This window comes from Achromobacter sp. 18P8.1.1, assembly GCF_057799415.1.
This window is the reverse complement of sequence record NZ_JBYOKH010000015.1, coordinates 1-22,674: the sequence shown is the minus strand read 5'-3', so window position 1 is coordinate 22,674 and position 22,674 is coordinate 1. Positions and strand designations below refer to the sequence as shown.

The following is a 22,674-nucleotide window of genomic DNA, read 5'->3' as shown; positions in this document are numbered from 1 at the left end:
ATCGTATGACTCGCATCAATGCACACCTTTATCCGTCTGATCTGCTTAACGAAAGCAGAATCTTTCGCATCACTGACGCAATGGTCAAACATGGCATCGTCGACAAGGTGGAGATCATTGGCGTGCAAAAAGATGGCCTGCCGGCATGCGAGAGCATAGATGGCCACCGGAATCTCGTGCGCTTGAAGCGCAGTATCGCCCCCCAATCACAGGGGCTGCTGGGAAAAACGGCTAGAACAATCGAATGGTCTGTCCGCGCCCTAAATTACCTCCGGAAGCGGAACTTTTTGTATATCAACGCGCATAGCCTGCCAGTCTTGCCGCTGTGCTTCATTGCCAGCAAGCTGACCGGAGCACGCTTGATATATGACACACATGAGTTAGAAACCGAGACTCACAGTTGCCGAGGCATACGCCAGCGCCTGGCGCGGTTCATCGAGCGCCTGCTGATCAAACGCTGCACCGCTGTCTTCGTCGTCAGTGACACAATCGCGGATTGGTATGCTTCCACATATGGCATTGCACGGCCATACGTCGTTAGAAACATACCCGTTCCAGCGGGCAACAAGGCCGAACAACCGGTAGACCTGAAAGAAAAATTGGGCATTCCATCGCACCACAGGCTATACCTGTACCAGGGTGGATTTCTCGCGGGCCGCGGGATTGAACGCCTGCTCCGCGTATTCGCAACTTTGCCTGCCGGGTATCATCTGGCCCTGATGGGCGACGGTCCCTTGTTGGATGTGGTTCGCGCCGCCGTGGCCCGCACTGCAAACATCCATTTTTTTCCTGCAGTACCGCCCGCTGACGTGCTGCGCCATACCCGGGCTGCGGATGTCGGGATTTGCTCAACTGAAAGCACCTGTCTTTCTTATCACTATTCTTTGCCCAACAAGCTCTTCGAGTACTTGCATGCGGGGCTGCCGACCATCGCCACCCCACTACCCGAGCACGTCGCACTGATCGAACGCTTTCAATGCGGCTGGATCGCCCCTGCGGACGATGAAGCATTTGCCGAATTGCTTTCCACCTTGACACCCGAAGAGATCGAACAGGCTGGCCGCGGCTCGGCCGCAGCCGCAGCCCATTACACATGGGAGCAAGAGGAAGACACACTGGTGCGTGCATACGGGGAATTGCGTGTCGCCCAATAAGCCGAATATCTGGTACGTCCATCCGTATGCTGGCGGCCCCGGCATTGGCCGCTACAGCAGGCCTTACTTCCTGGCGCGGCAATGGATCCAGGCCGGTGCGAGCGCCACTGTATTCACATCGGCGTATCATCATTTGCTCGACACCCCGCAAATCTCGGGAGGCCGTAACGTCGCTGACGTCCCCTATGAGTTCATCGATTGCCGGCCATATACCGGCAATGGGTTTGGCCGCCTGTTCAACATGGCCGAATTCAGCGCCAAGTTCAAGCTACGAGCCCGCCGGCACGCGGAGAAGTATGGTCGCCCCGATATGGTGATCGCATCCAGTCCCCACCCCTATTGTTTTCTGGCGACACACTCGATTGCACGCCAGTTTGGCGCGCGCTCTGTTTTTGAGGTGCGGGATCTCTGGCCCCTCAGCCTGATCGAACTTGCCGGCCTCTCGCCTAGGCATCCCCTTACCCGGTTCACAGGCTGGATGGAGCGGCGCGCCTATCGCAACGCCGACTTCGTCGTCTCGCTGCTTCCGTGCACGCAAGAGTACATGGCCGAGCATGGCCTGCCTGCGGAACGGTGGCATTACATCCCGAACGGCGTGCATATCGACGAAGCCTCATCGGGCTGCGACGCGTCAAATCCGGGACTAGAACAGGCCCGTCGTTGGCGCGCCCAGGGCAAGATCGTCGTTGCCTATACAGGAGCCCTGGGACAACCCAACTACGTGGACTCCCTGATTGAAGCGATATCCATCCTGCACTCAAATGGCGAACCATCGGTCTGCGCAGTGATTGTCGGGCGTGGAGAACGCCAGCACGCACTGCAACAACTAATTCGCGAACGTGGCCTAGAGGATCGAATCACGATCCATGACCAAATCGCCAAACAGGACGTGCTCACCCTGCTCCGGGAAGTCGATATAGGCTACATCTCATTGAAACCGGAACCACTGTTTCGTTTTGGCGTAAGTCCCAACAAGCTGTTTGACTATATGTTGGCGGCGCTCCCCGTACTGTTCGGAGTGCGCGCCGGGAACGACCCGGTAGCCGAGGCATCCTGCGGCGTATCCGCAGATCCGGGCGACTCCGCCGGGATAGCTGACGGGCTTATGCACCTGGCACGGCTGAGCCCACAAGAAAGACAGGAGACCGGAGAGCGTGGCCGCCTCTACGTACTGAACCGACATACCTATGACGTGTTGGCCAACGACTACCTGAACCTTTGTCGGCACAAGGAATGAGCATATGCGCATCGCAGTGACAGGGGCGTCAGGCTATATAGGCCAAGCGCTGATCAGCCTCCTGCAGGAACGCGGCGTGGATACGCTCGCCTTGGTTCGCGGCCAGTCCGCGGAGACCGTCCCAAGCGGAAAACACGTGTCGATTGTCAACGCCGAACTGATGTCGCTGGAACCCGACGTGCTGCGGGGCTGCGACGCTGTCGTCCATCTGGCGGGACGCGCCCACACACGGGACAAGCACGCCGATGGCATCGATCTGTTCGACCAGGTCAACCGAAAAATGACCACGGTTGTCGCGCAAGCCGCTCGGCTCGCCGGCGTAGGCCGGTTCGTCCATGTCAGCACGATTGGCGTACATGGTACCTGGTCTGCGTCGGACGTCACGGAAACCTCGTCTTTGACGGGGGTTTCGCCTTATGCCCTCTCGAAGATCGCAGCGGAGAAGGAACTGCTCGAGATTTTCCGTACTTCGCCCGCTTGCCTATACATCGTAAGGCCACCAATGGTTTACGGTCCGGACTGTCCGGGCAACTTCTCGAAGCTGGTCAAACTCGTAAAGACCGGACTGCCCTTGCCTTTTGCATCGGTACGCGCCAAGCGCTCGTTCATTCACGTCAGAAACCTAGCGGACTTCCTGGCTAATTGCAGCGTCGGATCCATCGGAGCCGGCACGTTCGTTATAGCCGATGGCTCCGATTTCGCGCTGCCGGATCTGATCAGCGGTATTTGCGCCGAACTGCGCATACCCAACCGGCAGGTGCCTTTTCCACCATCGATGTTGCGCATCCTTGGCGCATGTATCGGACGGCGCCAGGAACTCGATAGCCTCACCAGACCATTCCATGTCGACTGGGCCAAGGCCCGGAGCCATGGATGGGTGCCTGTCCTTGCCGCGGACACCGCACTGCAGCAGTCACTTCAAGAGAACGCCCGCTAATTTGCCGCAATGACATGAGCAATATTTTCCTCCTGTACGTCATCATCTTCGGCGTGGCGGTCGGCGTCACCCGAGCAAGTATTGCCTGGGCGCGGCGAAAGAATATCCTTGACCATCCAAATCATCGCAGCTCCCACACGACTGCCACACCGCGCGGGGGCGGCATCGGGATTGTCGCGGCATGCGCCGTAGGCCTGCTGGCCGGATGGTATCTGGGCTACATCGACGGACGCAGCGCTGCGGCGCTGGCGAGCGGCCTTCCAATCGCGGTCAGCGGTTATATCGACGACCGCGTGTCATTATCCGCACGCACCCGGTTGACAGTCCAAGTTGCTTGCGCGGGCTTGGCTCTTTATCTACTGCCGTTGCCTGCGTTGGACCTGTTTGGACTGACCGTGCCCGCACAGGCCGCGTTCGGCATTTATCTGGTGGCCACGGTCTGGATGACCAACCTTTTCAATTTCATGGACGGAATCGATGGTATCGCCGCCGGCCAGACAATTGCGATCGGTATTGTCTGGCTCGCGCTGCTCGGTCCCGAATCGGCTTTTCCCGCGGTGCTTCTGGCAGTGGCGGCGGCAGGATTCCTGGCCTATAACCGCCCTCCTGCCAAGGTATTCATGGGAGATGTCGGAAGCGCTTTTTGCGGCTTCTATGTAATGATCGCAACGCTTAGCATCGGCCCGGCGACTATGAGTCCATGGCCCATTATCTGGCTGCTTCCGGCCGCGCCGTTCATCCTGGATGCGACACTCACGCTGCTGGTGCGGCTGAGCCGAGGCAAGAAACCAAATGTCGCGCATCGATCCCACGCCTACCAGATCGCCTCCCGGCGCGTCGGAAGGCATGGCCCAGTCAGCCTGGCGTATTTTCTCTTGGCTGTGTTTTGGTACGGTCCGCTCACCTTTGTGGCGATGGCCAATCCGGCGAAGTTCGGCGCCGCATTGTTCCTTATCGCAACTTTGCCCATGGTAGCTGCGGCCATCTACTTCAAGGCCGGCATCGACGACTAGGACAGGATCGATCGATGCCGTCAGGTATCAGCCGACCGCTCCATCGGCAGCCGCCTGTCTCCGTCGCGCGGTCCGGCATTGTGCGCCCAGCCCCCAGAACAACGCGATCTCTGCCCAGAACAAAGATTTGGCTCCCAGCACCATAATGATGCAGGCGATTGCAAAACCGACCGTGACCAGCCTCCGATAGCCTCTGGTCGCCCATATCAGTTCAATAGCGGCTAACAGGCACAGACTCACGTACAGTATCAGACCGACGAGGCCGAAATCGGTCAATACCGATAGGATATTGTGCAGGTAGAGACCTGTGCTGCCCGTTACATCGGCATAGCGCAAGATGTCGCCAAAGGCAAAGCTCAGATCGTTTTGAACAATCGGCAGCAATATCGGGAAGAACAAAGCCAAGCGTTCCGCCAACGACGTAGATTCGCCACTAAACAATTCCATGATCCGAAGGGTCGTATTGTCGAGGTTTTGGCCGCTCACGATCCAATAGGCCAGACCGGCGGCAATCGCTACGATGCCTGCACTGGCAACGACGAATAGAGCTTTGCGGTTGGCGAATACCAACAGCGAAATGGCGACCGCGCATCCGGCGGAAAATGCATAAAATTCGCTGCGCGATCCCACGACGCCCAGTGCCCCGGCGCCGACAATGGTTACGGCTACCATTGTCTGCGGCTTGTCCAACGCAAACAGAGCGAGCAGCAGGATCACGAATATGGACCGCCCGAATCCTTGGTAGCCGACAGTAGCAGCCCCATCCGCCCCGACTTCGTACGGAATGTATAGGTACGCCCAGTCTACCAATGGCAACAAAAGCAGCACGCACACCAACAACAGCATGACGAAAAATCGGCTGTTGTTCTGGAACTCGATGAAACGGCCGAGCGAGTATGTCCCACCATACCAGAGCAACATGATTAGGTAGGGAGCCAGGGCACCAAGGCTGCGGTGGCCAAGAGCATACGCAAGCGCTACTCTGAAAAACACCCACGCCATGAAGGCTGCAAACAACACGTCCATCGAATTGACCGCCCGCAAGCGGGTAGCCAACCACATCCCAGCCGCAAGCGCCAGCGCCAATCCCGCACTATAGAGAGCCGGAATCGCAAACCGGCCACCGAGCAGGTTCGCTACCACGCCGTTAAGCAGAAAAACGGGGTAGGCAAGTACGAATCCCGTGACCAGCACGGAACGAACTCGAAACTTGAGTTTCATGTCGGCCTATTTTCTTTGGCGACAGGCGACCAATGCTATACAGGCCCCGAGAATGATTCCGCCGAACAGACCGAGTGCCGTCAATAGCAGTCGCTTGCTGGCTGGACTGCTGGCCGCCATCGTATCCGACCGGTAGGTTGACAACGGAGCCGTTTCCATCGCCACACGCGCCTGCTCCACATACTTGAGCCGGCCCCGCAGGCCGGGGGCCTCGGGAAAATATGCGTCTATCGTTGCCTGGGTGGGCTGCTCGGCCGCATCCAGCTGTGCCTTCAACACTCGGGTCCCGCGCCGATAGAGCAGCTCGCCGGCCAATAAGCCCGAGTCAATTTCCGTGGTGACTTCCTTCTCCAAGCCCAAGGCGCTGGCAGTAGCATAGGCCACCTTTAGCTTCGTCGCGTAGCTCGCCAAGGCCAGCTTTGCCGTAATTTCGCCGGATTCCAGCCGTAGGCGCGTAGCGGTGAGTTGCTGCGCAAGAGCTTCCAGCACCTCATTTCTCAAACGAGCCTCACTGACCTTGCCCGCAAACTTTACGTACGCCTCAAGCAATTGAGCGGTATCGTTCCCGCCATCGCCGCGAATGGCGAGTGATATACCTGTCAGCGGCGCATTTTTTTTTGTCGGACTGATCTTCAGGGTTTCATAAAAAGCATTCACCTGAGCCAGAGTAACGTTGCGGGAGCCACCAGCGTCGCCCGCCATGGCCTGCAGAAAGTCCCGTTGCACACCTATGGATTGCACATCTCTCATATATTGACCGAACACATCCTTTGGCTCGGGTATAAACATGAGGACACCTGGCGCATACGGAAACGCAATCGTAAGCGCCGACAAATCACCTGCCGTGGGTGGATAGACTTCTATCGAATATTCGTTGCCCTGCTTCAGCGAGTAAAAATAACCGCTAGCGGCGCCGAGAATCATCGCTACGGCGATGATCCATTTCCCCCGCCATATACTGCGCATCAGCGCGCCCAAGTCTATTTCGTCGTCAGGTGCCGAAAGATCGGAATTCATGGAATAAGTTGTTCAGATATTTGTAGAAAACCGATGCGTTGTAAGCTCTCGGCATCTTGATGGATACTATTTCAAATTGACACATTGCGCCATATCATGTGTCAACCAAACTTCGCGATCGCGCGAGCCTTTCATAGGCACGCGGATCCAGCCGTGCTCTAAGACTGTATAGAGCGGGCTGGCCTTCCAGATTTCTGGGCTGTAGATAAAGGCAACCGCCTGTATCCGCATCTCTGTCAGCACGCCGCGCACCGCCTCCTCACTCTCGGCGAGTAACAGCGGACGCACCGGCTGGGTATATACGAACGCGGGAGGACGATCTGCAAAATACGGGTTCCATCCATCGTCATCGACCAGCCAGTTGCCCTGGGAACTTAGGCAATTCGCCGTCCGTTTCAGAAAATTTATCTGCGCCAGGTCCTCGGTGAACGGCTTGAAGCTCAGCCATCGCGGACTCAGTAGCGACTCGTGGGCAAGCCATGCCGCGAACAGAGTGACCAAAACCGCCGCCGCCTGGCGCCACCCCCCGCTCACCGGAAACCTCGCTGCCAGGGTGCGTCCCAGCATTGCCAGACCCGCCCCCACCAGCAATGCCGATAGAAGAAAATATGAAAGAGCGTACCGCTCGTTTGCGATCAAGGCATTGCGCAAGTTGATTCCCGTGTGATCGATCAGCCCGGACAGGGCGACCAGCAGTGGGCCGCACAATGCCAGGCCGATACAACGATAGGCGATTCGACCTCGCCCTTTCGCCAACAGAACTGCGAGCAACCCGATCACTACCGCCGTCAGCTGCAGATGCTGGTCATAGCGATCCAACAGGACACCTAGCGCCTCCCAACCATCGAAATGATTGCTCGTCCAGGCTGCTGCGAGCAGCGGCTCCAACCACGTGCCACGATAGATGGAATATTGCAGCCCATAGCCCATGAAATTACCGGTTTCCCGATAATATTCGACATATCTAAGCGTCGATAGCGCAACCAGGACAAGCACGGGTAGCGCATATTGGGCCGCGGCCTTCCATCCCGGTCTGTTACGGATGACGGCATAGCCCAGGATGAAGAAGCTGGTAAGCCCGATCAGCATTAGCCCCAGCGTGTGGGACATGACAGCCAAAGCTGCATAGGCGCCAGCAAGCAGTCCACGCCGCAGCATCGCGCTACGAACGTTCAGGCACAGCGAGCCCAGCAACACAAGGTAGCCCAGCACCGGCACCATGCGAAAACCATCCCGACTCAGCGCGCCGACGATGTAATAGACCCAGGGAATATACAGTGCTAGGCATACCGCCGCGACGGCCCCCCACCGCGCCCCCATGGCGAGGGCCGTGCCAAACAATGCGAAACAGAGATAGACCATCGTGAGCTGCTGGCCCAGGCGTGGCAGAAAGTCGAGGGGCGGGAAGGCCGTATCCGGACCAGCCAGCAGCAACGCATGCGAAAAATAGGATTCGTAGATAAACGAATGCGGATGGACGACAATAATGTCGCCCACTTTGCCAAAGAAGCTAGGCATCGCCTCCACGGATGGCATGGCCGCAAATTTCTTCGCTCCCGTCAAATATACGTTGAAGTCATGCGCCAGCGGATTCAAGGTCCGTGCATTTTCTACGATGATGAAAATCAGCTGGATTAGAACCAACGCTGCGACGCAGGCGATTATCGCTGTACTAATATTCAACTGCGAAACCGCCTGCCGGATCCTCCGGTACACAGTTCCGCTGCGGCTGCCCAACCCGATCAGGCCGAGGCCAAGTACGGTTGGCAGATGGGCATAGACGCCGGGCATGGACACTCCGGACATGGCCAACGCCATTACGCACAAGCCTATGACCTGCGGCGTCAGCGCAGCAGCGAGCAGCATGCGCGGCGCCATACTCACATGGAACCATCTCGCCCCAGTGCCAGCGCATAACGCCAGACCAAGCGCCAGGAGCATATGCTGCAGCAGATAGTAAGCGGTCATTTTTTTGTCGCCCTCACAACCAGGAATAAGCCGAAAAAGCAGACATCCGCCACGACCCAAAGGGCGCGATTCAGCAAAGCAGCATCCAGCATCATGGCTGCGGAAATACCATGCATCTGCCCGGCCAGCGCCAGCACTCCCTCGCGTACACCTGCTCCCGCAGGCGCAAAGATCGCGACCATGCCGGCAGTAAAGGCAACGGCATACGTGCCGACCGTCCATAGCCAGTCAATCCAGCCGCCGGATGTGGCCAGCAGCAGAAAAAAAGACGTGCCCATGGCAACCCAGCCCAGCGTCATCACTGCCAGCGCCAGGCCACCAATCCCGACGCTGGTCCGCGAGACCGCGATACCTCTGTGGCGCAGCAACCTCATTCCGGCCCAGACCAGAATGGCCATGACCGCAGCGATCGCCGACCATCCCAGACCGCCCAGCCAGCCGGCCTTGGACGCCATGGCTACGACGATCGGTGTTCCCAACACCAGGGCGGTGACACCGAAGCCCAGGTTTTCCAGCAAAAGGGCCTTCGAGATGGCACCGGCCGACAGGCCCAGGTTTCTGTAGTGCACCACCCGGCCAACGATTGCCCACACACCGCCAGGCATGTACTTCGCCACATCAGAAGAAACGTAGATCCAGGAACTGGCCCGCCAACCTGGCGCTGCAGGCATCGACATCCGTAACGACGCCTGCATCAGGAAGAGGGCCGAGAACTTACCGGCCAGGATGCAGAAGAACGCGGCGATTAGGTAGATTTTAGGAATAGCCGCGAGCGTCGCGGTGATGTGTGCGCCGTTCTTCCAGACGTAAAGTCCCAGGGCCAAAAGAACCACCCCGGTCCAGCATCGCTTTACGATAGACAGTGCATACTGAATTCGGCGGCGGTCTTTCATGAGCGTGCGGCAGGGCGTGCGGCGCGCAATGCTCGCTTGACACTGTTGGCCGCCAGATCCAACGCTTTCACTCCCCAGTAGTCGACAAGCGAGGCGCTCCATCTTTCCGGATGTGTGCTTATGTAAAGCGGCCTGGTCGCCTGCGTAATGAAGCGTTGAAATGCCTGGCCGGCGTCCGGCAAGGCGTCATGCGGCCATGCATCCCCGACGCGATCGCGCAGGTTCGACTGCGTAGCCAGCCATCGGCCACCGGTATCGGTAAGGTAGAAGGGGCTGAAGGAGCGCACAGAGGCGACGGCATCGCCAAGCAGGCCTGCGCGCTCCAGGTCACTGGCATGCAACAGGTCTTGGTTGTCATACCTGCTGAGCGGTGCGCCGTGCATGCTTACCGTCGTACATGGCGCCAGCTTACGGAGCTCGGCAAGATTGCGATGAAAGCGCGCCAACGCCTGTGCACGGTCTCCCCCGCATGCGCTCAGATCCTCGTAGTGGTAACCGATCTCGTGACCGTTGCCGGCGATGTCGGCAATGGCAGCAGCCGGAAACTCTCCTGCTGCGGTTACGCGGAAGTAATACGTGCTTCGAACGCCGGCAGCACGCTCCAGGCGAGCCAACGCACACGACTTCGCGGGGCGGCGGTCCACATCATGGCGCAGGATTACCCGCCCCTGCTTCTCTTCAGCTCGCAGGAAATCTTCCAGCCCACCCAGACGCTTTCGCGCGGCGCCGAGCGACTCAATAAGAGACAGGTAATCTCTGTGCCAGAACGACATTATTTATTCGAAAAAAGATTCATGAGACGTTTGACGAAAATACGTGGCGCCAAGGTTATGAACAGATATTCGAACACTTGCAATGGAATATAAAGCGGCCGCAGCATGCGAACATTCCTCAAGCGGATCTTGAGCAGATCCACAAAAGCATACTTGTAATGCTTGAAGGCAGGACGATCGAAGTCCTGATAGGTCGACAGATCCGGCACGGACATACCCAGCCATCCGGCCACCCGGACGTATGCCTTCGCATGGCGCCGGTTATCAAGCGTATAGCCTTGTGATTCAATCAACTCTTCGCGGCCCAGTCGTTCATCCTGCAGCACGCCCGCATTGAGCGCTCCTTCATACCAGCGCAATCCGCGTTCGTTCCGTACGACCACTGCCGAATAGCCCAACCCTTGCTTGGAGCGGAATCTGGGCAGATGCGGATCCCCCACCGCGATGTCTGCGAAGTCGCTGATCTGGTCGGGGCACATCCGGCACCGCGCCAGCATCCAATAGCCTTGGAACGCCACGACATAGCGCAGAATGTTCCAACGTGAATTTCCTCGGATGCGCGCAACCTCATGCGCTTTTCCGGCGTTATCCACCAGCCTGATCTTGCCCGGCCAAGCGCCATACCGATAATCGATGCCCTGCGACGCTTGCAGGGAAACACCGAACTTTCGAAGATAATAGTCAATGCCACCGAAGCGGTTTATACCGCCGCAGAACAAGCCGATGGAGAGAACATGGCGTGCGGCCAACCGTGCATCGACCGCTTTCATTCGCTCCAACGCGGCCACTTCACATGGCAAGCCCACGAACGCGAACCGTTCGTCTCCCTCGATCAGCGCCTGCAACTCGTTGCCTAGCACCGCGGGTTGATACACGGAGCCATGGATGCTCTCCAATCCGGCACGGTTGCGTATGATCGTCCCGGCACGGGTATTGGGATTGCCTTCCGATACGACACAGTAGGCCACATCGATCGCTCCCTGGTCGAACAGGTGTCCCAGAAGTCCTGCCGTCACACCGCCCGAAGCCGCCCTTCGACGTACGTCCGCATCTGCGGCATACGCCGCGCGAATCCGCACATGTTCGCCGACCCAGCTATCCGCGGGCTCATGGCCGTACTTCTGCCGCGCGATATCGGGCATATGCATTTCCGCGCCAGGACAGGCCACTTCCGGCGCTTCCCGCCCATCATCGACAACGATAGGTATCGCATGATCATGCTTGGCGCTGTATGTCATGCGAACCAGCGGCTGGCTGCGTCCGGCGTTAGCCGCGGTGCATACACCACAGCCGATACACAGGCCCTTATCCACCACAGCGGTGGGCAATTCAGTGACGCGCATGCGTTGTCCCCAATTCGCGTTCGACGATATCGAAATTGCGTATCGCCCCCGCCTTGATCATCGGACCATTGTTGACCAACCGCTCACGCGTGACCACTCGGCGCTGCCATGCGCTATCGAACATATCCGCCAGCGCATCCTTGGAAAAATTTGCGAAGTCCATGCTTGGAATATCGGCATCGAAGCCCTGCGCCATCTCGCGATACTTATGACTCCAGCCCAGTATCAATGTCGGCACGCACATGATCAGGGCCGCAACGACCGCGTGAAACCTGCAACCTATGAAGAAATCCGCCTGTCCGATCAAGGCGCGTAGCAACACCGGGTCCTGCCGAGGCACATGCATATATACCTGCGCATGCCCATGCAGACGTGCATGAAGCTGCTGGCAAAGGTCGATATCGTTGTTCTTGCTCGCCCCGGTACCAAGACTATGCGGCAATATCAGGACGTTCGCGTCATACCGCTTCAGAAGCGTCTCGACAAAGGCGGCCATCTGGCCCAGAAAATCGATGCCCCGGCTCCGGCACAACCTGCTCACGACCTGGCTGGGCGAAACGACAATCCATGGTCGCTCCTGCGCCGCCATATCCCGAAAGCAAGCTCGCGCCTCAGCCTCGATTTCTGGTGGGATATTCATCGCGAACGACACATCAGGCAGTGCCTCCGCATCCCGCATACCCAATTGCACCAAGAACTGCCGGCTCTGCTCGCCTCGTGCGATCACCGCAGCACAGCGGGGCAACAGCAGGCGCGCGGCCAGCCGATTCGCATAGGTGCGGAATGGCCCCAATGCTTGCGACAGCTTGAACACCGGCTTGCCCCACACGATGCCGGGCAGGGCGCACGACAGGTTGTACCAAAGCAATGGCAGGCCACGCTTGTCTACGAAGGCAATGCCCGATAAGTCGATCACAGCATCCGCTGCCGCGACTGCGCCAAAGAATGAGCTGTGCCGCGCCATCGACCGACGCAGCCACCCGCCTAGGCAGGCGAGAAGCGCCAGCGGCATGTACCACGCAAGCAGGCGCAGCGGCCGGGCATCAATGATTTCGAGATCCGCATCGCCGCCGATGGCGCGGTCCGCCTCGGGATAAATGCTGAGCAATTGGAAGCGTGCGCCGGGATAGCGGCGACGGAGTTGCTGCAATGCGGCTGAAAGCATGGCAGCACCACCCATATTGCCACTCAAAGTGACCCCTGTTATCACGAAACGGGAAATACTCATTTATACCTTTCTTGCCATCACCGTCAGGATATCGCCCAAGTTGACCGGAATCGCCCACGAGAACGAAGCGCCTGCCAACGGCGCTTCCAGACGCTTCAATCCAAAGCTACGCGCCAATTTCAATAGTAGAAAATTGGCAGAAACCCGCTTCGCCAGATACTCCATCCGCACAACTTCGAAACCATGCTTGTTCAATAGTGCGTTGACACTATTTTTCGAGAAATAATGCAGGTTCACGGGCGGGATCCACAGCGGCCAGCGTGGCCCTGCAATGCGGCAAGCAAGTGAATCCCCCATCGGCAAGGTAAAAATCGCATGCCCGCCTTGCCGCAGGAGCTGGACCGACTTCCGTATGGTCTCATGCACATTTGTCATGCTTGCGAGGACATCCCAGAATGTCAAGACGTCGAAGTATCCGGGAGCATAATCTGCCTCGAGGAAATCGCCGCTCGAAAGGCATATACCGAGTTCCCGCCCATACTCCGTGGCATTTTTCGAGTAATCGATGCCTTGAGCTTCGAAGGCTGAAGACGCCGCTTTCACGAAGTAACCGCGACCCGACCCTACATCCAGCAATTTTCCGCGTAGACCATTTTCCGTCAACCAGCGTACGCGCTGTCTCGCATTGATGGATATCGAGGAGCCCGGGCCCGCCGCCCGTTGCTGGCTGGTTGAATGAAACGCAGCGCCATATACCTGGTCAAGGATTTCCTGGGAAATCGGACCGCCCGCGTAGCGATGTCCGCAATCACTGCACTTGTATATCGTATAAAACAGGCTTTCGATATACGGCGACTGCAGCTCATGAACCTTTGCGATTGCCGTCCCTCGACAGACAGGGCAAGCCTTGCCCTCGGCCTCCCCACGCTCAATCGACATGCTGAGGCCTCGTCCGCCGGACCTCGACGCACAACTCCTTGTTAACTTGGAAATCAAGCGCAAACGCATTCAACAGCAGCTGGATCGTGACGCTGAATGTTGTGCTGAACATGATCATTGCCAGCATTGGGATGACACCTGTCATGCTCCATTTGACAATGAGATAGATGGACAGCGCGCCGGAAAGGGAGAAAAATAGCGCTGCGGCCAAGTAGTACAGGACAATAGGGTGGCCACTCAAGTATATGTACTTACGGTACATTCGGTGCAGAAACAGCCCCCACATCAACCCCAGGATGGGGAAAACGACGCGAGTGACCTTCATTTTGCTGCTCCAGTCGACGCCGTATCTGGGCTTTACATCGACTTCAACCACACGCATTTCCGCCACATTAAGGCGCGTCAGAATATCGTTCGGGCATCCATAACGAGGATATACGTCGTCCCAGCGCACGGCGGCCAACGCCGCCCTATTGATCACGGTGTAGCCGCACTGCGTATCGCTGACGTGCCAATACCCAGAGACGATTTTGGTCAGGGCGGACAATACCAAGTTGCCGAATAACCGGATCAGGGGAATCCGGTCGCCCGACGCAGCCTTGAAACGATTCCCCTTGGCGTAATCTGCATATCCGGCGGCAACGGGCTCCAGCAACGATTCCAGGTCATCAGGATCCATCTGACCGTCGCCAGCCATAACCGCTACTAGATCGAAATTATCCGCATAGGCTCGCTTGTATCCCGCGCAGATCGCAGCGCCAACGCCCGCATTTTTTTCCTGCTGCACGACAATCAAGGCCACGCCGCACTGAACGGCAGCCTCTTCGGCTCTTTGGACACTTGCATCACGCGACGCATCGTCGACGAGATAGACGCGGTCAACCAATTCCGGCATCGAGCGGAACACATCGGCAATTTTTTGTTCTTCGTTATAGCAGGGAACGACCACCGCTACCTGCAAGCCCTTGTACATAACGTCCCCTGAACAACTCTGCCGGATGACAGAGACAACGCCCCCCAGAATAGCGGGCCTAACCCTAAATTGTAGTTGGAAACGTTGATCCGAGGTGAGATATCTAGGCGGGGTAAACGGTCTTTTTTGCCCAACTTGCCCTGGGGGTGACAGCACTCTGCAATGAGCAGACAATATCCGCACAACGCCGGATAAGGAGACTGCCATGCGCATTGCCGATGCCCAATGGATTCCTTCGACGCAGCACCAGACATGGGATGCGTTGACCGACCCGAGAGTGTTGCAGAAATGCATACCGGGCTGCGTGGAAGTCGCGATGCGCAGCCCGACCGAGTATGCCGTCACCCTTCGAGCCAATATCGCGGGGATCGATACCGACTACGAGGGCGAGATCCTGCTCTCTGACGTCAATGCCCCCGACAGTTGTACCCTGGTGTTCGAAGGCAAAGGCCGCGCCGCCTGCCTGGCCATCGGCACCGCCCAGGTCAACCTCAGCACCAAAGACCAGGGCACCCGCGTGGCCTATACCGTGGCCGGCATGGCAGGCGGCAAATTGGCCGAATGCGGCGAAGGCCTGCTGCTGAAAGCGGGCGACAAGATCATCCAGAAGTTCTTCGCGGCCTTTATCGACCACATGGCCAAACAACCCCGCGTGGCGCCGCCGCCCCCTCCCCCCGAGCCCGAACCCCGCGGACTGTCCAATTCGCGCTGGTCGTGGGTGCTGGTGCTGCTGGTCGTCGCGGTATTCTGGGGTTACCACTCGTTCTACAAGTGAAAACCCTAGTGGGCCGGTGATATCCTAGGCGGCATGACGCCGCCGCCATCACCGACCCCGCCAGCCACCGACCCCGCACACTCCCGCAGGGACCTCTTGATGGCCATGGCGGGGGTGTCGGCGACCGTGGTGCTTGCCGCGCTGGATTCCACCATCATCAGCACAACGCTGCCGCGCGTGGCCGAAGCGCTGAACGGCATGGCCCTCTACGCCTGGGTCGGCACCGGCTACCTGCTGGCCACCGCGGCCTCCATCCTGATCTTCGGCCGCCTGGGCGACATGTTCGGCCGTAAGCCGTTGATGCTGGTCTCAGTGCTGATCATCGCGCTGGGGTCCATCGCCTGTGGACTGGCGCAGTCCATGACCCAGCTGATCGTGTTCCGGACCTTGCAAGGGATCGGCGGCGGCATGATGATCGCCACCGCGTTTGCGGCGCCCGCCGACCTGTTTCCCGACGCCAAGCAGCGCGTGCGCTGGATGGCGCTGGTGTCCGCCGCTTTCGCCATGGCCAGCGGCATTGGCCCCGTGCTGGGCGGTGCGGCCACGCAGGCGCTGGGTTGGCGCGCGGCGTTCTTCATTTCCCCGATCGCGGCGGCCGGCGCCTTCTTCCTGCTGGCGCGCTACTTCCCCCGCATCCGCCCCATTCATGACGGCAGCCGCCGGATCGACTGGTTGGGCGCCATCCTGCTGGTGTTGGCCGTCGGCGCGCCGCTGGCAGCCCTGGAGCTAGCTTTTGCGCGCGGCGAACACGCGCACCCGCTGCTGGGGGGCATCCTCGCCCTGATCGGCGTGGCCGCCATCGCCATCCTGATCCCCACCGAACGCCGCGTGAAATCGCCAATCTTTCCGCTGCGCGTCCTGGCCGGCGGCGATTCCCAGCTGCTGAACCTGGCCGCGATGATGGTCGGCGCGGTGATGTTCGTGCTGATCTTCTACAGTCCCCTGCTGCTGCAGCAGGTGCTGGGCTACACGCCCAGCGAGGCCGGCCTGCTGCTGACCCCGCTGGTCGCGGCGATCTCGGTCGGCAGCATCGTCAACGGACGCCTGTTCCCCAAGCAGACCGAGCCGCAGCGCCTGATGGTGTTCGGCGGACTGCTGCTGGCCGCCGGCACGCTGATGGTGCTGCTGATTTCTCCGGGCACCTCCGCCTGGTGGATCCTGGCCGCCTTCTTCGTCAATGGCTGCGCCCTGGGCTTCCTGTTGCCCAACCTGACGCTCTTCATGCAGATGCTGAGCGAACGCCGCGACGTGGGCGTGGCCTCGGCGCTGGTGCAGACCACCCGCGCCATCGGCAGCGCGCTGGGCACGGCCGTAGTGGGCATCATCATTTCCCACAGCACGGTACTAAACGGAGTGCGGGCCGGACTCGTCCTATGTATCGTCCTTTCATTGGCCTGTGCGCTACTGGCGTATCGGGTCAAGATGAAAAATCTGGTCACTAGCCGGAAATAGGCGCAAGCCCAGACACGCCCCCTAAGGGCAAACCCGAGACAAACCATGCGTCAACGCAATCTGCTGGACCTGCTGCTGCTTGCGGCGGTCTGGGGCGGCTCCTTCCTGTTCATGCGCGTCGCCGTCGGCGATTTCGGTCCGATCGCGCTGATCGAGCTTCGTGTCGGCCTGGCCGCGCTGTTCCTGCTGCCCGCCGCCCTATGGCGCGGCAAGCTGCCAGTGATCGCCCGGCACTGGAAGGCGTTGCTGGTGGTTGGCACCCTGAACGCCGCCATACCCTTCCTGCTGTACGCCTACGCGGCCCAATCCCTGGGCGCCGGCTTCCTGTCGGTGGCCAACGCGGTCACCCCCGTCTGGGGCGCGGTCGTCGGATGGCTTTGGCTGAAGGACAGGCTGCCATGGATGCGTTCCCTGGGCCTGATGATCGGGTTCCTGGGCATTATCGTGCTGGTGTGGGACAAGCTGAACTTCCAGGCAGGCGGCACGGGGCCGGCGGTGCTGGCCGCCGTATCGGCGCCCATCTTCTACGGCATCGCCGCGAACTGGACCAAACGCTTTCTGACCGGCGTGGACGCCCTGGCCAGCGCCACCGGCAGCATGATCGCCGCGTCGCTCGTGCTGCTGCCGCTGGCCATCTCCGCCTGGCCTGAAACACCCGCCTCGATGGCGGCGTGGATCTCCACCATCCTGCTGGCCGTCGTGTGCACTGGCGCGGCCTACATCATCTTCTTCCGCCTGATCGCCAACGTCGGTCCGACCGGCGCCGTCAGCGTGACCTTCCTGGTGCCGATCTTCGGCGTGGTGTGGGGTGCGTGGTTCCTGGACGAGCGCATCACGCCGTCCATCGCGGTGGGCGCCGCCATCATTCTGGTGGGCACCGCGCTGGCGCTGGGGCTGATCAAGCGGCGCGTGTGAACCTCGCGCTTGAGCCGCGCGCTCAGTACTTATCCGAGGTGCCCGTCAGCGCCACACCGATGCGCAGCAGGGTGTAGGACGCCGCATCCACCCAGCGCCGCACCCAGCCGCGGCGCTGGTATTCCAGCGGGCGGATGAAGTGGCCGCCGTCTCGGATGGCCGTCTCCAGGCGCTCCTGCAAGTCCCAGGCGAAGGGCTGGTCGTCCACGACGACGTTGGCCTCGCGCGCCAGCAGCAGGCTGAAGGGGTCCAGGTTGGACGAGCCCACGGTAGCCACGTTGTCGATGACCGCGACCTTGGCGTGCAGGTAGCTCGGCATGTATTCATAGATCTCGATACCGTCGCGCAGCAGTTGGTCATACAGCGACCGGGTGGCGTGGTACTGCATGCGGTATTCGACCTTGCCTTGCAGCAGCAGCCGTACCCGCACGCCGCGGGCGGCGGCTTTTGCCAGCGCACGGCGGAACTGGCGACCCGGAAAGAAGTACGCGTTGGCGATCAGGATGTCGCGGCGCGCCTGCGTGATGCCGTACAGGTAGGCGCGTTCGAACGTCTGCCGGTAGCGCAGGTTGTCGCGCAACACCAGCGCCGCCCGCAACGTGCCGCATGGGGCGACAGGGGCATGGTGCGGCTTGGTCAGCCGCATGCGGTTCCAGTCGCGCGGGTGGCGCCGCAGGCGCGCCCAGTTCAGGCGCACCCACAGCAGGTCTTGCGCGTAGGCCGCATCGGTGACCAGCGGTCCTTCCACCTGCACGGCGAAGTCGAAGCGCGGCGCCGAGATGCCGTCCGTGGGGTCCAGATCGTCGTAGTCGTCGATGACGTTGATGCCGCCGATGAACGCGATGCGTCCATCCACGATGGTGACCTTCCGATGCAGCCGTCGCAAGCGGCTGCGCGACGGGATCAGACGCGCGAACCACCGCGGTTCGGGCCGGAAAATGCGGCATTGCGCGCCGGCTTCAAGCAGCCTTGCGCGTACGGCGTCGACGTTCATCGCGCTGCCGAAGCCATCCAGCACGACACGCACCTTCACCCCACGGCGGGCTGCCGCGGTCAGGCATTCCAGCACCCGCAACCCGGTGCGGTCCAGCATGAAGATATAGGTTTCCAGATGCACGCTGAACTGGGCGGCATCGATGGCCGCGCACAGCGCGGGAAAGAAATCGGCGCCATTCTGCAACAGGCGGATGCTGTTGCCGTCGGTCCATTCCAGCTTGACCTGCTCGGCCTTCACGGGAGTTCCAGTTCGGCCAGCAACGGAGAGTGATCGGATAGCCGCGCCCATTCGCGGCCGCGCAGCACACGAGCGCTGCGCACGGCGAAGCCGCGCTGGTAGATGCGGTCCAGACGGAACCACGGGAACACGGCCGGGAAGGTCCGGGGCGGCGGCAGCAGCAGGCGCGAACTGCCCTCCATGCCCAGCTGATTGTTGCGTTCCATGACGGACAGGCCGCTATTGGGCAGACCTCGCAGCGCATTGCTCAGCCGTTTGACGGAATCACGCAGGCGCGGCAATTCACCGCCATGGCTGCGCGGTGCATGCGAGAACACTTCGTACAGGCCAAGCTGCTGCACAAACAGCGGCGCAAGCCGGTCATTCCAGTCGTTGAAATCGCCCGCAATCAGGATGGGCTCGCCGTCCGGCACCATGCGCCGGATACGCTCGGTCAACGCCAGGACCTGGCGGGTGCGGCTGCCGGCGAACAGGCCCAAGTGCACCACGAAGCAATGCACCGCCCGGCCATCGAGCTCGACGCGCGCATGCAGCAGGCCGCGTTGCTCCAGTCGATGGTCGGAGATGTCCAGGTTTTCGTGATCAAGAATGGGAAAGCGCGAGAGCAGCGCGTTGCCATGGTCCGTCGCGTGGCGGATGGCGTTGCGGCCATAGGCCACATCCAGGCGCAAGGCGGCGGCAAGGGATTCGTGTTGGGCGTCGAGCAGGGATTTCTGCTCGTTGCGGCCTTGGACTTCCTGCAGGAAGACAAGGTCGGGGCGCAGGCCGTAAAGCCCTAAGCGCAGTTCATTCAGGGAGTCGCGCCGGCCCAATGCCGAACGGCCCTTGTGGATGTTGTAGCTGACGACACGGATGAGCGACATAAAAGCGATGGCGCCTTTGAAAGCAGAGGAACCACTAGCCAGGCCCAAGAGCGACTCTGGCAAGCACCGCCGGAAAGCGGCGTTTGCCAGATTACTCCAATTCAGCGAACCCTTGCCGCAACAAAAAGATGCTCACCGCAAGGCCAGCCGCTCAAAGAGCGCAGCACTGCGCAAGCAAGTGCTGCCCCAAGCCGGGCCGCCGAGGATCCGGCTCCGCCGGTCCCGCGAGGCGCCCCCCTGGGGGGGAGGCGCCCCGGCGCCTCGGGGGGGGATTACTTATTGTCGACGTTACGCAACCGAATGTGCAATTCGCGCAGTTGCTTTTCATCGACTTCCGACGGCGCTTGCGTCAGCAGATCCTGCGCGCGCTGCGTCTTCGGGAAGGCGATCACATCGCGGATCGATTCGGCGCCGGTCATCATCGTGACGATGCGGTCCAGGCCGAAGGCGATGCCGCCATGCGGAGGCGCGCCGTACTGCAGCGCATCCAGCAGGTAGCCGAACTTCTCGCGGGCTTCCTCGGCGCCGATCTTCAGCGCGCGGAACACCTTGCTCTGGACTTCTTCGCGGTGGATACGGACCGAGCCGCCGCCAATTTCCCAACCGTTCAGCACCATGTCGTAGGCCTTGGCGAACGCCTTGCTGGGATCGGTTTCCAGGAAGTCTTCGTGGCCATCCTTCGGGCTGGTGAACGGGTGGTGGGCGGCGGTGTAGCGGCCGTCTTCCTCGTCGTATTCGAACATCGGGAAGTCGACCACCCACAGCGGCTGCCAACCGGCTTCGAACAGGCCGGTCTTCTTGCCGAATTCGCTGTGGCCGATCTTCACGCGCAGCGCGCCGATGGCGTCGTTGACGACCTTCTCGCGATCCGCGCCGAAGAAAATGATGTCGCCGTCTTGCACGCCGGTGCGCTTGACCAGTTCAGCCAGCGCAGCGTCGTGCAGGTTCTTGACGATGGGCGATTGCAGGCCGTCACGGCCCTTGGCCACTTCGTTGACCTTGATGTAGGCCAGGCCCTTTGCGCCGTAGATGCCGACGAACTGCGTGTAGGCATCGATTTCGCTACGGGACATTTCCGCACCGCCGGGCACGCGCAGGGCGACCACACGGCTGCCGGGCGCCGTAGCGGCGGCGGCGAACACCTTGAAGTCCACATCGCGCATCACGTCGGTGATGTCGGTGAATTCGAGCTTCACACGCAGGTCCGGCTTGTCCGAACCGTAGCGGCGCATCGCTTCCGTCCACGGCATGATGGGGAACGGCGACGCCAGCTCGACGCCCTGCACCACCTTGAACACGTGGCGGATCAGGTTTTCGAAGATTTCACGGATCTCGAACTCGTTCAGGAACGAGGTTTCGCAGTCGATCTGGGTGAATTCGGGCTGGCGGTCAGCGCGCAGGTCTTCGTCGCGGAAGCACTTGGTGATCTGGTAGTAGCGGTCAAAGCCCGACACCATCAGCATCTGCTTGAACAGCTGCGGCGACTGCGGCAGCGCGAAGAAGTGGCCGGCGTTCACACGCGAGGGCACCAGGTAGTCGCGCGCGCCTTCCGGCGTGCTCTTGGCCAGCATCGGGGTTTCGATGTCGATGAAGCCCAACTGGTCCAGGAACTTGCGCGTTTCGATCGACACGCGGTAGCGCAGCATCAGGTTGCGCTGCATCTGCGGGCGGCGCAGGTCCAGCACGCGGTGCGTCAGGCGGGTCGTTTCCGACAGGTTGTCGTCGTCCAGCTGGAACGGCGGCGTGACCGACGCGTTCAGGATCTCGACTTCCTTGCACAGCACTTCGATTTCACCCGAAGCCAGTTCGCTGTTGGCGGTACCGGCCGGACGCTCGCGCACCAGGCCGGTGACGCGGACGCAGAATTCGTTGCGCAGGCGTTCGGCGGTGGCGAAGGCGGCGTTGTCCGGATCAAACACGATCTGGGCCAGGCCCGCGCGGTCGCGCAAGTCGATGAAGATGACCCCGCCGTGGTCGCGGCGGCGGTTCACCCAGCCGTACAGGGTGACGGTCTGGCCGAGATGGTCACGGCAAACCTGGCCGGTGTAGCAGGTACGCATGCGGGATGACTCCGTTGTGTGCTTAGTTTGAGCGTAAGGGTTACGAATCGGCGCGAGGCGCGTCTTGCACGCCAGGCGCCGGAGAGAGCGGGGCCGGCCGGTCCACGGGCGCGGGCGCCTGGGCCGGGGCGACAACGCCCATGGAAACGATGTACTTCAGTGCCGCGTCCACGCTCATCTGAAGGTCGATCGCGTCAGCGCGAGGCACCATCAGGAAGAAGCCGGACGTGGGGTTCGGTGTCGTCGGCACATACACGCTGATGTGGTCGCCGGGCAACAGGCTGGCCACTTCACCGCTGGGCGTGCCGGTGACAAAAGCAATGGTCCAGGAGCCCGCGCGCGGGTATTGCACGAGCACCGCACGGCGGAACGCCTGGCCGTTCGGGGCAAGCACCGTATCGCTGACCTGCTTGACCGAGTTGTAGATCGAGCGCACCAACGGAATGCGGCCCAGCAGGTTTTCCCACTGGTCCACCATGGTACGGCCGATCAGGTTTGCCGCAAACACGCCCGTCATCAGCACCACCACAATGACCAGGACGAAGCGGAAGCCGGGGATGTCGATGCCGAATAGCGATTCGGACGACAGGAAGCCAGGCACGAACCCTTCCAGGGTGGCGACCAGCAGACCCAGCACCCACACCGTGATGACCAGGGGAACCCAGATCAGCAGGCCGGTGATGAAGTACTTTTTGATGAGGCGCATCCGCATGGCGTGCGATCTACGCCGTAGACGATC

General features: G+C 60.5%; 20 protein-coding genes. 7 read left to right on the top strand and 13 right to left on the bottom strand.

What is annotated here, in order from left to right:
* Positions 1-5 precede the first annotated feature (5 nt).
* From AC27VE_RS11980 to AC27VE_RS11965, 4 genes are read left to right on the top strand one after another with little or no spacing between them, the layout of a single operon-like run.
* Complete coding sequence (locus AC27VE_RS11980) at positions 6-1,154, top strand: glycosyltransferase (RefSeq protein WP_488703959.1); 1,149 nt, start codon at positions 6-8, stop codon at positions 1,152-1,154.
* Positions 1,141-2,391 carry a glycosyltransferase family 4 protein gene (locus tag AC27VE_RS11975; RefSeq protein ID WP_488703958.1) on the top strand — a complete coding sequence of 417 codons (1,251 nt, stop codon included), beginning with the start codon at positions 1,141-1,143 and terminating at the stop codon, positions 2,389-2,391. Before AC27VE_RS11980 ends, AC27VE_RS11975 begins: the two co-directional genes overlap by 14 nt.
* Positions 2,392-2,395: 4 nt before the next feature.
* Positions 2,396-3,328 carry an NAD-dependent epimerase/dehydratase family protein gene (locus AC27VE_RS11970; RefSeq protein ID WP_488703957.1) on the top strand — a complete coding sequence of 311 codons (933 nt, stop codon included), beginning with the start codon at positions 2,396-2,398 and terminating at the stop codon, positions 3,326-3,328.
* Positions 3,329-3,342: 14 nt separating this feature from the next.
* Positions 3,343-4,341 carry an MraY family glycosyltransferase gene (locus tag AC27VE_RS11965; protein WP_488703956.1) on the top strand — a complete coding sequence of 333 codons (999 nt, stop codon included), beginning with the start codon at positions 3,343-3,345 and terminating at the stop codon, positions 4,339-4,341.
* 27 nt (positions 4,342-4,368) lie between these two features.
* On the opposite strand, the gene AC27VE_RS11960 is transcribed toward AC27VE_RS11965, so the two are convergent.
* From AC27VE_RS11960 to AC27VE_RS11920, 9 genes are all read right to left on the bottom strand, one after another.
* Positions 4,369-5,562, bottom strand: coding sequence for a hypothetical protein (locus tag AC27VE_RS11960; RefSeq protein ID WP_488703955.1), 1,194 nt, complete (start codon positions 5,560-5,562; stop codon positions 4,369-4,371).
* A gap of 6 nt (positions 5,563-5,568) precedes the next feature.
* A complete protein-coding gene (locus tag AC27VE_RS11955) occupies positions 5,569-6,579 on the bottom strand; it encodes a Wzz/FepE/Etk N-terminal domain-containing protein (protein ID WP_488703954.1) in 1,011 nt (336 codons plus the stop codon).
* A gap of 66 nt (positions 6,580-6,645) precedes the next feature.
* Entirely contained in the window at positions 6,646-8,547 is a 1,902-nt protein-coding gene (locus AC27VE_RS11950; protein WP_488703953.1) for a hypothetical protein, read from the bottom strand.
* Entirely contained in the window at positions 8,544-9,440 is an 897-nt protein-coding gene (locus AC27VE_RS11945) for a hypothetical protein (RefSeq protein ID WP_488703952.1), read from the bottom strand. Before AC27VE_RS11945 ends, AC27VE_RS11950 begins: the two co-directional genes overlap by 4 nt.
* Positions 9,437-10,213, bottom strand: coding sequence for a polysaccharide deacetylase family protein (locus AC27VE_RS11940; RefSeq protein WP_488703951.1), 777 nt, complete (start codon positions 10,211-10,213; stop codon positions 9,437-9,439). Before AC27VE_RS11940 ends, AC27VE_RS11945 begins: the two co-directional genes overlap by 4 nt.
* Positions 10,213-11,556: a Coenzyme F420 hydrogenase/dehydrogenase, beta subunit C-terminal domain gene (locus AC27VE_RS11935; RefSeq protein ID WP_488703950.1), complete on the bottom strand. Its 1,344-nt coding sequence runs from the start codon at positions 11,554-11,556 to the stop codon at positions 10,213-10,215. Before AC27VE_RS11935 ends, AC27VE_RS11940 begins: the two co-directional genes overlap by 1 nt.
* Entirely contained in the window at positions 11,543-12,784 is a 1,242-nt protein-coding gene (locus AC27VE_RS11930) for a polysaccharide pyruvyl transferase family protein (protein WP_488703949.1), read from the bottom strand. Before AC27VE_RS11930 ends, AC27VE_RS11935 begins: the two co-directional genes overlap by 14 nt.
* Positions 12,785-13,663, bottom strand: a complete 879-nt coding sequence (locus AC27VE_RS11925; protein ID WP_488703948.1) for a class I SAM-dependent methyltransferase — start codon at positions 13,661-13,663, stop codon at positions 12,785-12,787.
* Positions 13,653-14,636 (bottom strand): glycosyltransferase family 2 protein, encoded by a 984-nt coding sequence (locus tag AC27VE_RS11920; protein ID WP_488703947.1) that lies wholly within the window; start codon positions 14,634-14,636, stop codon positions 13,653-13,655. Before AC27VE_RS11920 ends, AC27VE_RS11925 begins: the two co-directional genes overlap by 11 nt.
* 205 nt (positions 14,637-14,841) lie before the next feature.
* Between AC27VE_RS11920 and AC27VE_RS11915 the strand changes: the two genes are divergently transcribed.
* The 3 genes from AC27VE_RS11915 (at position 14,842) to AC27VE_RS11905 (ending at position 17,778) form a co-directional block, all read left to right on the top strand.
* Positions 14,842-15,411: an SRPBCC family protein gene (locus AC27VE_RS11915; RefSeq protein ID WP_006222927.1), complete on the top strand. Its 570-nt coding sequence runs from the start codon at positions 14,842-14,844 to the stop codon at positions 15,409-15,411.
* A 99-nt stretch (positions 15,412-15,510) separates the two neighbouring features.
* Positions 15,511-16,863 (top strand): MFS transporter, encoded by a 1,353-nt coding sequence (locus AC27VE_RS11910; protein WP_006222928.1) that lies wholly within the window; start codon positions 15,511-15,513, stop codon positions 16,861-16,863.
* Between the two features lie 45 nt (positions 16,864-16,908).
* On the top strand, positions 16,909-17,778 hold the full coding sequence (locus tag AC27VE_RS11905; protein WP_169273431.1) for a DMT family transporter: 870 nt from the start codon (positions 16,909-16,911) through the stop codon (positions 17,776-17,778).
* Positions 17,779-17,800: 22 nt separating this feature from the next.
* Here AC27VE_RS11905 and clsB read toward each other — a convergent pair whose 3' ends face one another.
* The 4 genes from clsB to AC27VE_RS11885 all read right to left on the bottom strand — a co-directional run bounded on the left by clsB (position 17,801) and on the right by AC27VE_RS11885 (position 22,647).
* Positions 17,801-19,012 (bottom strand): cardiolipin synthase ClsB, encoded by a 1,212-nt coding sequence (gene clsB, locus AC27VE_RS11900; RefSeq protein ID WP_427962398.1) that lies wholly within the window; start codon positions 19,010-19,012, stop codon positions 17,801-17,803.
* Positions 19,009-19,875, bottom strand: coding sequence for an endonuclease/exonuclease/phosphatase family protein (locus tag AC27VE_RS11895; RefSeq protein WP_006222931.1), 867 nt, complete (start codon positions 19,873-19,875; stop codon positions 19,009-19,011). The genes clsB and AC27VE_RS11895 overlap by 4 nt, the downstream gene beginning before the upstream one ends.
* Positions 19,876-20,147: 272 nt before the next feature.
* Positions 20,148-21,935, bottom strand: coding sequence for an aspartate--tRNA ligase (gene aspS, locus AC27VE_RS11890; protein WP_488703946.1), 1,788 nt, complete (start codon positions 21,933-21,935; stop codon positions 20,148-20,150).
* A gap of 40 nt (positions 21,936-21,975) precedes the next feature.
* Positions 21,976-22,647: a DUF502 domain-containing protein gene (locus AC27VE_RS11885; RefSeq protein WP_088588602.1), complete on the bottom strand. Its 672-nt coding sequence runs from the start codon at positions 22,645-22,647 to the stop codon at positions 21,976-21,978.
* Positions 22,648-22,674: the final 27 nt, after the last annotated feature.